We start from the raw sequence: 13,821 nt of genomic DNA, 5'->3' as shown, positions 1-13,821 counted from the left end.
TTCGTCGACCCGCCAACCCGTTCGAGGTGCCCAGCGGCGCGCCACCCGGCGGGTGCTGACAGCAAACATGGACCGTGCTCTCAGCTACTACTCAGGCATTCGTGACACTTTCGACTCACGACATGGAATCCCCGACACGTCTCATCTGTTGTGTAGGTGTCAGCGACGGTGGGCACAGCAGAAGTTACCAGGGGCTGACCGGACGTGGGGAATGGCAAGGAACCGGGCAACCGGCGCGAGCGAGGGGACCGTGGGCAACGTGGACAAGAACATCGGCATGCGGACCGACGAGGTTGCCGAGGAGCGCGACCTGGTCGGCGTCTACCTGCACGAGATCTCCCGGACGCCACTGCTGGACGCCGCCAAGGAGGTTGACCTCTCCAAGGCTATCGAGGCCGGCCTCTACGCCGAGCACCTGCTCGGCGAGGACGCCGTTCCCGACGGTGTCGACCGGGCCGACCTGGAGCGGCTGATCGTCGAGGGTGAGCGCGCGAAGGACCTCTTCATCCGCGCCAACCTGCGACTGGTCGTGTCGATCGCGCGTCGTTACGTGCGCTCGGGCATGCCCATGCTGGACCTGATTCAGGAGGGCAACACCGGCCTCGTCCGGGCCGTGGAGAAGTTCGACTACGAGCGTGGCTACAAGTTCTCCACCTACGCCACCTGGTGGATCCGCCAGGCCATCAGCCGGGCGATCGCCCAGCAGGAGCGCACCGTCCGTCTGCCGGTGCACCTGGTGGAGGACGTCAACCGGATGCGCAACGTGATCCGGCAGCTCACCCGTGAGCTGGGCAGCGACCCGGAGCCGGAGCAGATCGCCGCGTCGCTCGGCGTCACCGTCGAGCGGGTCAACGAGTTGCGCCGCTGGTCGCAGGACACCGTCTCGCTGGACACCCCGGTGGGCGACGACGGCGACACCAACCTCGGCGACCTGGTCGCCGACAGCGACGCGCCGTCGCCGGAGGACATCGTCCTCAGCGGCCTGGAGCGGCAGCGCATCGAGGGGCTGCTCAACCACCTCGACGACAGGTCCGCCGGCATCATGCGGGCCCGCTACGGGCTGGAGGACGGCCGTGAGCACTCGCTGACCGAGGTCGCGTCCCGCTTCTCGCTGTCCCGCGAGCGGATCCGGCAGCTGGAGATCCAGGCCCTCGGCCGGCTCCGGGAGCTGGCCCGGGCGGAGGGGCTGCAGGCAGCCTGACCTGGTAGTAATGACGGCGAACGGCCGGCGTCCGATAGGGGGACGCCGGCCGTTCGCCGTATCGGGTCGGGTCAGCTGACCCGGCCGTAGCCGTGGATGGACATCATGTTCATGCCACGCTTGAGCACGTTGCGACCGGCGCTCGGCGCGTCGATGACCTGGCCGCCGCCGACGTAGAGAGCGACGTGCCCGAGCCCGCTGTAGAAGATCAGGTCACCCGGGCGCAGGTCACCCCGGCCGATGTGGGCGACCGCGCCCCACTGCATCCGTGCGCTGTGCGGCAGTGATCTGCCGGCCGCCCGCCAGGCCGCGAGCGTCAGCCCGGAACAGTCGTAGCCGTTGGGCCCGTCACCGGCCCAGACGTACGGCTTGCCGATCGCGCCGAAGGCGTAGCGCACCGCCGTGCCGGCGTCCCCGGCCACTGCGGGCACGTTCTTGGCCTCGACCCCAGCCGCCTTGGGTGCGGGTTTCTCGGTGGCGGCGCCGTACGCCTGCCGGCGCAGCTCGTACAGCTTGGCCAGGTCACTCTCGATGCGCTTCTTGCCGGCCGCCAGCTCGCGGGCCTGGGCGGCCTGCCGGGCCAGCGTGGCGTCCAGGCGTGTCTTCTCGTCGAGCAGCCGCCGCTGGTTGTCCGTGAAGCCGGAGATGCGCTCCTGGCGTTGGCGGGTCAGCTGGTCGAGGGTGCCGAGCCGGTCGAGCAGAGCGACCGAGCCGCCGGGACGCAGCAGCGCGTCCGCGGTACGCAGGCCGCCGCTCTTGTACGCGGTGTTGGCGAGTGCCGCGACGTCGGCCCGGCTCTGCTCGGCCTGCTGTTCCAGGGGGCCGATGCGGGCCTGTAATCGGGCCACCGCGGTCTTGTTGACCTTGATGTCCTCGGCGAGCTTGTTGTACGACTCCACGATCCGTTCCAACTCGGCGGAGGACGTCTCGATCCGTCGGGTCAGGTCGGCGGGGAACGGCTCGGCGTGTGCCACGGCCGTCGGGGCGATGAGCGCGGCCGACATGCCGGCCAGCATCGCGGTGCGCAGCAGGGTTCTCAGGGATGACAAGAGCGAAGGGCCCCTCTCCCACGGCCGCCGACGGGCTGCTGACGCCCTCGGCGACACCGGCCGGGGCCACCCGGGTGGGTGGCACTGGGCCAGACCGGCCCGCCCAACCTAACCCGGGACGGTTGTGTGGCGCAGTTGAAGCAGGGGCGAATGTTGACGAAGTGGCGAGAAGTGCCGCTGCTCCGGGTGACTCCAGCGGGGCTGCTGACGCGGACAGAAGCGCCTTTTCGCATCCGTTGCCCGATATCCGACTTTCGTCGTTCCGGGCGCATGCCGCCGGATGGTCACCGCCAATATCCGATAAAAACCGAAATGGATGCTGTTTCGTGGCCATGTCGCCCGGATAGGGGCCGGGGACGTATCGGTAAATGCCCAGGTCGAGTGGCGGTCCCCCAGAACAATGGAGCCGCAGCCGGGAATCCCGTCCCGAGGCAGCGATGCCCCCCACGGACCCACCCCGGCAGATCGCCCCCACGGGAGGAACCGTGAATCGTGAAGGCGCACAGACGCGACCGCAACGAACGGTGCCCGGAGCCAGGTCCACGCTGCTGTACGCGCGACCCGGCATCATCGTCACCGTCGACCGGTTCACCGTCGGCCGCACCAGTTATCGCATCGTCGACCTGACCCACCTGCGTACCACCCGAGGCCCGCACGACCGGATCGCCGTCCGGGCCGTCGTGGTCACCGCATCCATGATCGGCGTGGTCGGCCTGCTCCTCGGCTTCAGCGGTGGCCTGCAACGGCTGACCGCCGAGGCGTACCTCATCCTCGGGGCGGTGCTCCTGCTGCCGGCGGCGCTCGCCCTGGTCGGCGACCGCTGGCGTCCACCGCCGTACGAGCTGTGGGGCTGGCACCGGGGCGCGGAGGTGCTCCTGTTCAGCGCCGAGGACGAGCGGCAGTTCGGTCAGGTCACCCGGGCGCTGCTGCGCGCCCGGGAGGTCAACCGGTACGGCGGCTGGGTCGACCCGCTCGCCTCGGCCGACCCGTGGCGGCCCAGCCGCTGACCCACCGCCGGGCCGGTCAGCTGGCTACCGGCTCCGGCGTACGGGTCACGGGCCGGTCCAGCCAGGCGGTGACGCGACGCTCGGCGTAGAACGAGACGAACGGCACGGTGCCGGCCAGCATCACTAGGAGCATCCGCTTCAGCGGCCAGTCGGCCCGGCGGCTCAGGTCGAACGCGGCCACCAGGTAGATCATGTAGAGGAAGCCGTGTGCCGGACCGACCGTCTCCACCACGACCGGGTTGTCGAACGCGTACTTCAGCGGCATGCCGACAACGACCAGCAGGATCAGCACCACGCCCACGATCCAGGCGATCACGCGGTACCGGGTAAGGGCTGCGCCCACAGTCGTCCGTCCTTCCGAGCCCCGGCTTCAGCCGGGATAGTCACCGGGCTTGGCGCCCGGATTGGCGTTCAACCATGACAGGTAGTCGTTGTAGGCGGCCAGGTCGGCGTCGTCACCGGGCGCCGCGTTGACCGGCACCCGGGCCACCCGCACCGGTCGGCGTACCGCCGGTCGGGCGCCGATGGTCGCGGCCGACGCCGGCTCGTCGGCCGGTGCGTCGGCCGGGTCCGCCGGTGGCTCGGCGGCCGCCTCCGCGTTGCGGCGGGCCAGCCGCACCTCACGCCACCAGACGTACACCACGAAGCCGGCGAAGATCGGCCACTCGACCGCGTACCCCCAGCTGAGGCTGTTGCCGGCCGCGGCCCGGCTGATCTGCCACCAGCCCAGCCCGAGGAAGCCCACGACCAGCACGACCATGGCCGCATGACGTGCGATCCACGCCGGGGTCCAGAGCCACCTCATGGCGTCGAGGGTACCGGGAACGCGGCGCTCTCCGACACGGTGTCGTAGCTGCCACGCGGCGGGAGGGTTTGGCGTCACCCGGTGTGGGCATCCGTCTAGACGCCAGCCCAAACGAGACCAGGGGGGCGATGATGACCGGATCGGTACGCGAGGACGGCTTTCCGTCCAGCGGCAGCACGGAGATGAGCCCGGAGCAGCGGGTGCCCGAGTGGGGCGGCGATCACCTCGCCGACCCCGGGGGCGCCGACCTCGACGGCGACACGCTGGGCGTCGACCCGACGGAGCTGACCGACGAGGATCTGATCCGCGAGATGCACAGCCTGCACCGCACCCGGCTGGACACCCTCCGGCACGCGGCGGACTCCGCGCTCGCCAACCACCTGCGACGCACGGCGGAACTGGAGACCGAGTACCTCGCCCGGCACCCGGGCCGGGAGGTCGACCCGAGCCGCCTGCGGGACGCCTGATGCCGGCGCGAGCGGTGCGCGGCATGTCCGCGCCACCCGAGGTGGTCTTCAACACAGCCACCGATCCGGCTCGGGCCTCGGCCTGGCTCCCGGCGCCGCTGCGCGGCGACGGGAGCCCTCCCGCCGAGATCAGCGGCGAGGAGCTACGGGCCCGCTGGGGCGACGCCGACTGGGCCGCCGAGATCCGCGTGGATCCGGCCGACTCCGGTGGGGCCCGGATCCAGCTCGACCTGTCCGACGGCTCCGGCGCCGACCCGGACCAGTTGGCCGACGAGGCGCTCACCAACCTCGCCCGCGAGGTCGCCGACAACCTCCAGGCCGGCTGAGACCCCACCGCGGGCCACCTACGCGCCACGACGACATGTGAGGAGAACGGTGACCGACACTGGCCTGCGACAGAAGGCGGCACGGCTGCGCCGGGCGTACGCGCCGCACGAGCACCGGCCGCTCGGCGGCTACCTGGCGGCCATGGGCACCTACGCAGGGGTGACCGGGGTGCTCGCCGGCCTGGTCAAGGTGACCGGCCGCCCGGTGCCCGAGCGTCCCGCGCCCGCCGACGTCGTGTTGCTCTCCATCGCCACGCACAAGCTGAGCCGGCTGCTGTCCAAGGACGCGGTCACCAGCCCGCTGCGGGCGCCGTTCACCCGCTACGACAGGCCGATCGGCAGCGGTGAGGTGATGGAGCAGGTCCGCGACTCGGGCAGCCCCACCCGGCACGCCATCGGCGAGCTGCTGAGCTGCCCGTTCTGCCTGGCGGTGTGGGTGGCCACGGGGCTGACCGGGGGCCTGGTTCTCGCCCCCCGCCTCACGCGCCTGGTGGCCACCGCGCTGACGGCGGTGGCCGCGTCCGACTTTCTCCAGATGGCGTACGCCACCGCGCAGCAGGCCGCTGAGGGCGGGCACGACGACTGAACGACACGACGAGCGCAGCGAAGCGGGGGCCGGCGGATTCGCCGACCCCCACCGTCGTACGCGTCAACGCTGCATACCGGACCAGCCGTGCGGCGACTCCGGCTCCCGTTCGTCCTCGTCCTCGCCGGTGATGATGTCCCGGTCCACAGCCGTGCGGTCGTGCTCATTGGCGAAGTCCGGCTCGGGCGTGGTGTCCCTGCCCTTCGGCGGCTGACCCAGCGCCGGGACCTTCTCGTCACGGTCCTCGTGGTGCGTCATGGTGGATGTCCCTTCGGGGTCGCTGGCTTCGCTGGTTCCGCTGGTCCGGCTCACGCGACGGTGCCGCCCAGCTGGTCGCTGGCCTCGTCCACCGCGTACTCGCCCTCGGGCAGCGCGTCGATGCGCGCGAGCAGCTCCGGGGGAAGTTCGGCGGCCACCGCCCGGCGATAGATCTCCGCCTGGGTGACCCGCTCCTGACCTCGGAAGATGTCGTCGAGCAGGTCGTCGAGGGCTTCGGTGTCCGGCTCGTCGGCCACGGATGCGTCGTCGGTCACGCCGATCAGCTACCCGGGTCGGAATCGGTCAAACGTCGCGCCGGTGGCCCCGTACAGACAGCGCCGCCCCCGAGCCTTGTGGGCCGGGGGCGGCGCTGGTGTCGGTGTGTAGGTCGCCTCTCGGCGAGTGGCGCGACGCGGCTCCAGCCGAACGGTATTCCGCGAGGGCTATTTAGGTGAGGCCCGGGGACACTGAGCACACCGACACCTCAGTTAACCAGGCGCCGCCGTTCCGTGTTCCGCGCACCGCAGTGCCGGCCGTCACACCCTCACGCCGGGGTGGGAAGGGTGGCCCGGCGGGCCCGTACGGCGGTGGCCAGGTGGTCGAGCACCTCGGCGGTGTCGTCCCAGCCGAGGCAGGCGTCGGTGACCGAACGCCCGTACACCAGCTCGCGGGTCGGGTCGAGGTCCTGCCGGCCGGGCAGCAGGAACGACTCCAGCATCACGCCGGTGATGCCGCGCTGGCCGGCGGCCATCTGCGCCGCCACATCCGCGGCGACCAGCGGCTGGTTGCGGTGGTCCTTGCCGCTGTTGGCGTGGCTGGCGTCGATCACCAGGCGCTCCGGCAGCCCGGCCGCCCGGAGCAGGTCGAGCGCGCCGGCCACCGACTCGGCGTCGTAGTTGGGCCGACCGCCACCGCCGCGCAGCACCAGGTGCCCGTCGGTGTTGCCGCGGGTGTGCATGATCGCCGGCGTGCCGGAGAAGTCGATGCCCGGGAAGACGTGCGGCACGCCGGCGGCGCGAATCGCGTCCACGGCGGTGCCGATGCTGCCGTCGGGGCGGTTCTTCATGCCGATGGGCATGGACAGGCCGGAGGCGAGCTGCCTGTGCACCTGGCTCTCCACGGTGCGGGCGCCGATCGCGCCCCACGCGACCGTGTCCGCGATGTACTGCGGGGTGATCGGGTCGAGGAATTCGCAACCCACCGGCAGGCCGAGGCGCAGGACGTCGAGCAGCAGCGCCCGCGCCCGGCGCAGGCCGGTGTTGACGTCACCGCTGCCGTCCAGCCCGGGGTCGTTGATCAGGCCCTTCCACCCCACGGTGGACCGGGGCTTCTCGAAGTAGACCCGCATGACGATCAGCAGATCGTCGGCGAGCCGGTCGGCGGCGGCGCGCAGACGCTCGGCGTACTCGAGGGCGGCGGCCGGGTCGTGCACCGAGCACGGACCGACCACCACCAGCAGGCGGTCGTCCTCGCGGTCCAGCACGCGGCCCACCGCGCGCCGGCCGGTCAACACGGCTGCGGCGAGCGGTGCGTCCAGGGGTAACTCGTGGTGCAGGAGGGCGGGTGTGGTCAGCGGCACGACACGGTCGATCCGCTGATCGCTGACCCGATCGGTCTCCGGGGTCGTCACGGTGGGCATCCTTCCGCCGACCGTGCCCGGGGCCGGTGCCCGGGACGAGCCGGCTGCTCGTACGCAAAAGGGCAGGAACGACAGCTCCTGCCCAGCCGGCTCGGTTTGTGGTGACGTCAGTTCATGGTGAAGTCACCGGCCTGCGAGCCGGCTGCCTAAACCATGGATACGACCGCGTCACGGGAGCCAGCGTACCCGACCGGATGGGGATGCCCGCCCCGTCGTCCCAAGATGCGGCGTGAACATCGCGTGCCGAGGGCGGGCCGGGGGTAACAGCTGTGCCATGAGTGACGAGCAGAGCGATCAGGAGCGGGCGGAGTCCCGCGCGCACCACCTCCTTCCCGAGGAGGTGGCGGCGGGCAGCGACGACCCGCAGGCACAGGCGGAGGCCATCCTCGCCGAGTCGGACATCCGCGAGGCGGACCAGAACGCCGCCCCGGACACGGTGCTGGAGCGGCGTACCTCGGATCAGACGGTGGTCGCCGTCGAACCCCCGGACTGAGTCGTCGCGCCGCGGGCCCGGCGTGACCCCCCGTAGGTCTGCTCGCGCAGCCAGGCGAGCGGGCCGGCCGCCCGCAGGTCGGGTGGCAGGTTGCGCACCGGGTCGAACGCGAGCGCTGCGTCCTCCCGGGCGGTGAGCTGAGCGCCGATGGTCACCTGCCCGACCGGGTGCCACGGCCCCACGGCGGACGCGACCGCGAGCACCAGGCGCGGCGCGTCCGTCCGGGCCGCGGCCGCGACGGCGGCCAGACCGCGGCCGAGGTCGACCGCTTCCGGGTCCGCCAACGCGGCCAACCACAGACGGCGCCGGGCCGCGCGATAACCCATGATCGTGCTGTACGTCCCGGTGAAGCCGCGCCGGGGCAGCGGCAGGTTCCGCAGCACCGGCGCGGCGCCGCTGGAGCTGACCAGCAGGTCGAACGGGCGGCCGCGTCGAGGTGCACGCGCACCGCCAGGCCCAGCACGTCCGGCCAGCCATCAGGTGTGGGCGTCCCCCTGGAGAGCCGGACGGTTGCCGCGTACCGGCCGGGGGCGTCCAGGAGGGCGACCCCGGTGGGCGGTCCCGGCGTACCCCACATCGTCACCTCGGCGGTGAACGAGCGACCCGCCGGATGCAGCAGCCGGCCGCGGCGCAGCCGGCCGAGCGCGGCGGAGGCGCGTTCGACGGCGCTGGCGGCCGGTCGGCGCGCGGGCGGGGTGGGGGTCGGTGGGGTCATCCCTGCGCGGTACCCCGACGGGCGGACTCGATGCCCCGCCGGCGAGGTCGGCTCGCCGACCGGCCGCACGTCACCTTTCCGCCCGCGAGATCGGATAGCGTCGTGCCATGCCCGACAGTGGTTACCCCTGGCCCATCGAGACGTCCCGCCTGGACAACGGCCTGCGTGTGGTGGTGAGCGAGGACCGCACCGCCCCCGCGGTGGCCGTCAATCTCTGGTACGACGTCGGATCCCGGCACGAGCCGGCCGGGCAGACCGGTTTCGCCCACCTCTTCGAACACCTGATGTTCGAGGGTTCGGTAAACGTGGCGAAGACCGAGCACATGAAACTGATCCAGGGCTCCGGTGGCTCGCTCAACGCCACCACCAACCCGGACCGGACGAACTACTTCGAGACGGTCCCGGCCGAGCACCTGGAGTTGGCGCTCTGGCTGGAGGCCGACCGGATGGGCGGGCTGGTCCCGGCGCTGACCCAGGAGACGCTCGACAACCAGCGCGACGTGGTCAAGAACGAGCGCCGGCAGCGCTACGAGAACGTCCCGTACGGCGACGCCTGGTTGCGGCTGCTGCCGCTGCTCTACCCGCCGGGGCACCCGTACCACCACTCGACCATCGGCTCGATGGCCGACCTGAACGCCGCCGACCTGGCCACCTTCCAGGCGTTCCACGAGACGTACTACGTGCCGAACAACGCGGTGCTCACAGTCGTCGGCGACGCCCGGGCCACTGACGTGTTCGCGTTGGCCGACAAGTACTTCGGCGCGCTCCCCGCCCGCGACGACATCCCCGCCGCCCCGGACGGGCGCACCGTCGCGGCGACCGGCCAGCCCGCCGTGGAGACGGTGACCGCCGACGTGCCGGCGCCGCGCGTCTATGTCGCGCACCGCGGCCACCCGTTCGGCAGCCCGGGGTACGACGTGCTCACCGTGCTCGCCACAGTGCTCGGCAGCGGCCGGGGCAGTCGGCTCTACCAGCGGCTCGCCGACGGTGAGCGGATCGCCCAACCCGACCTGGTCGGGGCGTACGGGGTGGACCTGGCGCACGCCCCGGCGCCGCTGATCGCCACCGCCACCGCCCGCCCCGGCGTGAGCGCCGAGCGGTTGGCCGAGGGGCTGGCCGAGGTCGTCGACGAGCTGGCCACCGTGCCGGTCACCGCCGCCGAGCTGGACCGCGCGAAGGCGCTGCTGAGCACGGCGTGGTGGCGGCAGATGTCGACGGTGGACGGCCGCGCGGACACGCTCGGGCGGTACGCCACCCAGTTCGGCGATCCCGCCCGCGCGGCCGACCGGCTGCCCGCCTGGCTCGCGGTGACCGCCGAGCAGATCGCCGAGACGGCCGCCGAGGTGCTCGGCGCCGCCGACCGGGTGACCCTGACCTACCTGCCCGAGGAGACCGCATGACGCTGATCGCCGACCGTCCCGGCCCGGGTGCCGCTCGCCCGTACCGGTTCCCGCCGGTGGTCCGCCGCGCGGCCGGCGGTGGCCAGGTGGTCGCCGCGCACCTGCCCGGGCAGAACCTCGCCGTCGCGTTGCTGCTGCTCGACGCCGGCGCCGGTCGGGAGCTGACCGGCAAGGAAGGGCTGGGCGGGGTGTTGGCCAAGGCGCTGGAGGAGGGCACCGCGCAGCGGGACGCCACGGCGTACGCGCTGGCCATCGAGGCGCTCGGCACCGAGCTGGTGACCGGGCTGGACTGGGACTCGTTCCAGGTCAGCGTGCAGGTCCCGGTGGACCGGCTGACCGCCGCGGTGCAGCTCCTCGCGGAGGCCGTCCGGACGCCCCGGCTGGATCCGGTCGACGTCCGGCGCGTCCGCGACGACGAGGCCACCGCGCTGCGGATGGACTGGGCCAACCCCGGCCCGCGCGCCGACGCCGCGCTGCGCGCCGACCTGTTCGGCGCCGACAACCGGTGGGGACGACCGATGTACGGCGACCCGGACTCGGTGGCCGCCCTGGACGTGGAGGACATCACGGTCTTCCACTCCGAGTGGTTCCTGCGGCCGGGCACCCTGATCGTCGCCGGTGACCTGGACCGGATCGACCTGGACGCGTTGGCCGGGGCGGCGTTCGCCGGCACCGGAGGCGGTCCGGCCGAGCGGGGCGGCCCGATCGAGGTGCCGCTGCGCGTCGAGCGCCGGATCATCCTGGTGGACAGGCCCGGCTCGGTGCAGTCCACGCTGCGGCTGGGCCACCCGTCGCCGCACCGGGCGCACCCCGACCACGTGCCGATGACCCTCGCCGGCACGGTGCTCGGTGGGGCGTTCACGTCCCGGCTCAACCACCTGATCCGCGAGGTGCACGGCTACACCTACGGCATCCGGGGCGAGTTCGCCTCGTCCCGGCGGTTCGGCCGGTTCGCGGTCAGCTCGGGCGTCCAGACCGCCGTCACCGCGCCGGCCCTGGTCGAGGCGGTGGGCGAGATCAGCCGTACGCAGACGGGCGGCGTGACCGAGGACGAGCTGGCGGTGGCCCGTTCCTGGCGGGCCGGTCAGCTCTCGGTCGAGTTGCAGAGCCCCCGGGCGATCGCGTCCGCGCTGACCACGCTCGTGGTGCACGACCTGCCGGACGACTACCACGCCCAACTGCGCGAGGAACTGCTCAACGCCGACGTCGACCAGGTCTCGAAGGCGGCGGCCACCCACCTCCACCCGGACGCATTGACCTTGGTCATCGAGGGCGACGCGGCAGCAATCCACAACGACCTGGAATCGGCAAACCTAGGCCCCCTGCTAACCCACCCCTAACCCACCCCTAACCCACCCCTAACCCACCCCGGACCACCCCTGACCGCGTTGATCATGAAGTTATCGTCACCCGGCGCGGCGTGTCGCGACGATAACTTCATGATCAACGGGGTGGGGGGTCCGATGTGAGGTGGGACCCGGGGGTTGGGAAGGGGTGCCGGTTGTGGGGGCGGGGTCGGTAGCCTCGCGGGCATGAGGATCGGCATTGTGGGGGCCACCGGCCAGGTCGGTGGCGTGATGCGGCAGGTGCTGGCGGAGCGGAAGTTCCCGGCGGAGCAGGTGCGGTTGTTCGCCTCGGCGCGGTCCGCCGGGCGTACGCTGCCGTGGCGCGACGGCGAGGTGACGGTCGAGGACGCGGCCACCGCGGACTACTCCGGGCTGGACATCGTGCTCTTCTCGGCCGGTAAGGGCAGCGCCCTGGAGTTGGCGCCCCGGGTTGCCGAGGCCGGCGCCGTGGTGATCGACAACTCTTCGGCGTTCCGGATGGACCCGCTGGTGCCGCTGGTGGTCGCCGAGGTCAACCCGCACGCCGCCGCGAACCGCCCGAAGGGCATCATCGCCAACCCCAACTGCACCACGATGGCCGCGATGCCGGTGCTGCGTCCGCTGCACGCCGAGGCTGGTCTGGTGGGCCTGGTCGTCTCGACGTACCAGGCGGTCTCCGGCGCCGGGCTGGCCGGTGTTGCCGAGCTGGACGAGCAGGTCCGCAAGGTCGCCGAGCACGCCGCCGGGTTGGCCTTCGACGGGTCGGCCGTGGAGTTCCCCGCGCCGCGCTCGTTCGCCGAGCCGATCGCCTTCAACGTGCTGCCGCTGGCCGGCTCGATCGTCGACGACGGCTCGTTCGAGACCGACGAGGAGCAGAAGCTCCGCAACGAGAGCCGCAAGATCCTGGAGATCCCCGATCTGTTGGTCTCCGGCACCTGCGTCCGGGTTCCGGTGTTCACCGGCCACTCGCTCCAGATCAACGCCCGCTTCGCCCGCCCGCTCACCCCGCAGCGAGCCCACGAGCTGCTCGCCGACGCGCCCGGGGTCGCGCTGACCGCCGTACCGACACCGCTGCAGGCCGCCGGGCAGGACCCGACCTACGTGGGCCGCATCCGCGCCGACGAGACCGTCGAGTACGGGCTGGCGCTGTTCTGCTCCAACGACAACCTGCGCAAGGGCGCGGCGCTCAACGCCGTACAGCTCGCCGAGTTGGTGGCCGCCGAGCGGCGCTGACCACGGCCATCCAGCGGCGCTGACCGTTGCGATCATTGCGGGCTCCCGGCCGATCGTGGCGGGGGCCCGCAGTCCGTGGTGGTGGCGGTCCATCGGGGGCGGGAGCCCGCCGGTCATGTTTGGATGGACGCAGCCGACCGTGCCACCTGGAGGAACCGTGCCGGAGGACCCCACCCAGCAGGCGTTGACCGACCTGATCGCCGGCCGCTCGATGGGCGTGCTGGCCACCCTCAAGCGCGACGGGCGACCGCAGTTGTCCACAGTGGTCTACGCGTTCGACCGCGCGGCCGGCCTGATCCGGGTGTCCGTCACCGACGGCCGGGCCAAGACCGCCAACCTGCGTCGGGACCCGCGGGCCAGCTTCCACGTCGGCAGCGAGGACGGCTGGGCGTACGCGGTGGTCGAGGGGCGGGCCGAGCTGACCGCCCCGGCCGCCGACGTCGACGACGCCACGGTCGAGGAGTTGGTGGGGCTCTACCGGTCGCTGCGCGGCGAGCACCCGGACTGGGCCGACTACCGCACCGCCATGGTCGCCGACCGGCGGCTGGTGCTGCGCCTGCACGTCGAGCGGATCTACGGCATGCCGCCCCGCGCCTGACGAGCCGGACTGCGCCTCGCGCCCGAGCGGGCCGGCCTGGGCCGCCGCGCCGGACTGCACCTCGCGCCCGAGCGGGCCGGCCTGGGCCGCCGCGACCGACGAGGTCGACTGTCGCCCGGTCGGCGACCTCCGGGTCAGCCCGGCTCGATCACTGTCACGCCGGGCCAGCGTTGCGCGGGCCGATGGCGAGCCAGTCGCTGCCGGGACAATGCGACGTCCACCCGGGCCGGGTTGTGCCGCCACACCCCGCCCAGCAGATCCCCCAGGCCGTACGGCGCGCAGACCTCCAGCCCACCGGTCGGGCGCAGCCGCACGGCCACCGCGGTGGCGTACTCCGGCCAGGTGGCCACCGCCTCGGCGACGCTGCGGTACGCCGGGATCGGGTCGCCGCCGAACTTCGACGCGTACCAGGTGTGCACCGCCGCCTGGTTGCGTGCCTCCCACGGCGGCGCTGCCCAGGCCGCGGCGAGTCGGGCGGTGGCCCGGTGGTCGTCGTCGCGGGACAGCCTCATCGGGTCGAAGAAGACCACGTCCACGTCGCGGACCGTCGCCGGGTCGAACCCGTCGCCGTACCGCTCGCCCCAGACGAGGTCGCGGAGAGCGCCCGCCCCGATCCAGGCGTCCGGCAGCCCCGAATCGCGGACCACGCTCAGCGCCCGGGTCAGCCAGGCGTTACCGGCGACCAGGTCCCGCAGCTCCCGTTCGCCCGTCAGCACCCC

At 72.5% G+C, this 13,821-nt stretch carries 18 protein-coding genes; 10 read left to right on the top strand and 8 right to left on the bottom strand.

Annotated features, from left to right (window positions below; translation table 11 throughout):
* Positions 1 to 211: 211 nt before the first annotated feature.
* A complete protein-coding gene (locus AB0K10_RS03955) occupies positions 212 to 1,201 on the top strand; it encodes a sigma-70 family RNA polymerase sigma factor (protein WP_363679734.1) in 990 nt (329 codons plus the stop codon).
* Between the two features lie 71 nt (positions 1,202 to 1,272).
* Here the strand turns inward: AB0K10_RS03955 and AB0K10_RS03950 are convergent, their stop codons facing one another.
* Positions 1,273 to 2,217 (bottom strand): NlpC/P60 family protein, encoded by a 945-nt coding sequence (locus AB0K10_RS03950; RefSeq protein WP_363680485.1) that lies wholly within the window; start codon positions 2,215 to 2,217, stop codon positions 1,273 to 1,275.
* A gap of 557 nt (positions 2,218 to 2,774) precedes the next feature.
* Here AB0K10_RS03950 and AB0K10_RS03945 point away from each other — a divergent pair.
* Positions 2,775 to 3,257: a DUF6232 family protein gene (locus tag AB0K10_RS03945; RefSeq protein ID WP_363679732.1), complete on the top strand. Its 483-nt coding sequence runs from the start codon at positions 2,775 to 2,777 to the stop codon at positions 3,255 to 3,257.
* Positions 3,258 to 3,273: 16 nt separating this feature from the next.
* On the opposite strand, the gene AB0K10_RS03940 is transcribed toward AB0K10_RS03945, so the two are convergent.
* Entirely contained in the window at positions 3,274 to 3,600 is a 327-nt protein-coding gene (locus AB0K10_RS03940; RefSeq protein ID WP_007464337.1) for a DUF3817 domain-containing protein, read from the bottom strand.
* A 27-nt stretch (positions 3,601 to 3,627) separates the two neighbouring features.
* Positions 3,628 to 4,062, bottom strand: coding sequence for a hypothetical protein (locus AB0K10_RS03935; RefSeq protein ID WP_363679730.1), 435 nt, complete (start codon positions 4,060 to 4,062; stop codon positions 3,628 to 3,630).
* Between the two features lie 128 nt (positions 4,063 to 4,190).
* Between AB0K10_RS03935 and AB0K10_RS03930 the strand changes: the two genes are divergently transcribed.
* The 3 genes from AB0K10_RS03930 to AB0K10_RS03920 are packed head-to-tail and all read left to right on the top strand — an operon-like array spanning position 4,191 to position 5,441.
* Entirely contained in the window at positions 4,191 to 4,529 is a 339-nt protein-coding gene (locus tag AB0K10_RS03930) for a DUF6158 family protein (protein ID WP_363679728.1), read from the top strand.
* A complete protein-coding gene (locus AB0K10_RS03925) occupies positions 4,529 to 4,855 on the top strand; it encodes a hypothetical protein (RefSeq protein ID WP_363679726.1) in 327 nt (108 codons plus the stop codon). Before AB0K10_RS03930 ends, AB0K10_RS03925 begins: the two co-directional genes overlap by 1 nt.
* 49 nt (positions 4,856 to 4,904) lie before the next feature.
* Entirely contained in the window at positions 4,905 to 5,441 is a 537-nt protein-coding gene (locus AB0K10_RS03920; RefSeq protein ID WP_363679724.1) for a DUF1360 domain-containing protein, read from the top strand.
* Positions 5,442 to 5,504: 63 nt separating this feature from the next.
* On the opposite strand, the gene AB0K10_RS03915 is transcribed toward AB0K10_RS03920, so the two are convergent.
* The 3 genes from AB0K10_RS03915 to AB0K10_RS03905 all read right to left on the bottom strand — a co-directional run bounded on the left by AB0K10_RS03915 (position 5,505) and on the right by AB0K10_RS03905 (position 7,338).
* On the bottom strand, positions 5,505 to 5,699 hold the full coding sequence (locus AB0K10_RS03915; RefSeq protein ID WP_363679722.1) for a hypothetical protein: 195 nt from the start codon (positions 5,697 to 5,699) through the stop codon (positions 5,505 to 5,507).
* A 50-nt stretch (positions 5,700 to 5,749) separates the two neighbouring features.
* Positions 5,750 to 5,974 carry a hypothetical protein gene (locus tag AB0K10_RS03910; RefSeq protein ID WP_363679720.1) on the bottom strand — a complete coding sequence of 75 codons (225 nt, stop codon included), beginning with the start codon at positions 5,972 to 5,974 and terminating at the stop codon, positions 5,750 to 5,752.
* A 269-nt stretch (positions 5,975 to 6,243) separates the two neighbouring features.
* Positions 6,244 to 7,338 carry a 3-deoxy-7-phosphoheptulonate synthase gene (locus tag AB0K10_RS03905; protein WP_363679718.1) on the bottom strand — a complete coding sequence of 365 codons (1,095 nt, stop codon included), beginning with the start codon at positions 7,336 to 7,338 and terminating at the stop codon, positions 6,244 to 6,246.
* A gap of 274 nt (positions 7,339 to 7,612) precedes the next feature.
* Between AB0K10_RS03905 and AB0K10_RS03900 the strand changes: the two genes are divergently transcribed.
* Positions 7,613 to 7,831, top strand: a complete 219-nt coding sequence (locus AB0K10_RS03900) for a hypothetical protein (RefSeq protein ID WP_363679716.1) — start codon at positions 7,613 to 7,615, stop codon at positions 7,829 to 7,831.
* Here the strand turns inward: AB0K10_RS03900 and AB0K10_RS03895 are convergent.
* Positions 7,798 to 8,214 carry a hypothetical protein gene (locus AB0K10_RS03895; RefSeq protein WP_363679714.1) on the bottom strand — a complete coding sequence of 139 codons (417 nt, stop codon included), beginning with the start codon at positions 8,212 to 8,214 and terminating at the stop codon, positions 7,798 to 7,800. The genes AB0K10_RS03900 and AB0K10_RS03895 overlap by 34 nt on opposite strands.
* A 439-nt stretch (positions 8,215 to 8,653) precedes the next feature.
* Between AB0K10_RS03895 and AB0K10_RS03890 the strand changes: the two genes are divergently transcribed.
* The 4 genes from AB0K10_RS03890 to AB0K10_RS03875 all read left to right on the top strand — a co-directional run bounded on the left by AB0K10_RS03890 (position 8,654) and on the right by AB0K10_RS03875 (position 13,102).
* Positions 8,654 to 9,946, top strand: coding sequence for a pitrilysin family protein (locus AB0K10_RS03890; RefSeq protein ID WP_363679712.1), 1,293 nt, complete (start codon positions 8,654 to 8,656; stop codon positions 9,944 to 9,946).
* Positions 9,943 to 11,286, top strand: coding sequence for a pitrilysin family protein (locus tag AB0K10_RS03885; protein ID WP_363679710.1), 1,344 nt, complete (start codon positions 9,943 to 9,945; stop codon positions 11,284 to 11,286). Before AB0K10_RS03890 ends, AB0K10_RS03885 begins: the two co-directional genes overlap by 4 nt.
* Before the next feature lie 192 nt (positions 11,287 to 11,478).
* Positions 11,479 to 12,504 carry an aspartate-semialdehyde dehydrogenase gene (locus tag AB0K10_RS03880; protein WP_363679708.1) on the top strand — a complete coding sequence of 342 codons (1,026 nt, stop codon included), beginning with the start codon at positions 11,479 to 11,481 and terminating at the stop codon, positions 12,502 to 12,504.
* A 157-nt stretch (positions 12,505 to 12,661) separates the two neighbouring features.
* Positions 12,662 to 13,102 (top strand): PPOX class F420-dependent oxidoreductase, encoded by a 441-nt coding sequence (locus AB0K10_RS03875; RefSeq protein ID WP_363679706.1) that lies wholly within the window; start codon positions 12,662 to 12,664, stop codon positions 13,100 to 13,102.
* 134 nt (positions 13,103 to 13,236) lie between these two features.
* On the opposite strand, the gene AB0K10_RS03870 is transcribed toward AB0K10_RS03875, so the two are convergent.
* Entirely contained in the window at positions 13,237 to 13,818 is a 582-nt protein-coding gene (locus AB0K10_RS03870; RefSeq protein ID WP_363679704.1) for a nucleotidyltransferase family protein, read from the bottom strand.
* Positions 13,819 to 13,821 lie beyond the last annotated feature (3 nt).

This window comes from Micromonospora sp. NPDC049274 (assembly GCF_040678875.1).
GTDB lineage: Bacteria > Actinomycetota > Actinomycetes > Mycobacteriales > Micromonosporaceae > Micromonospora.
This window is presented reverse-complemented; position numbering and strand designations above follow the sequence as displayed.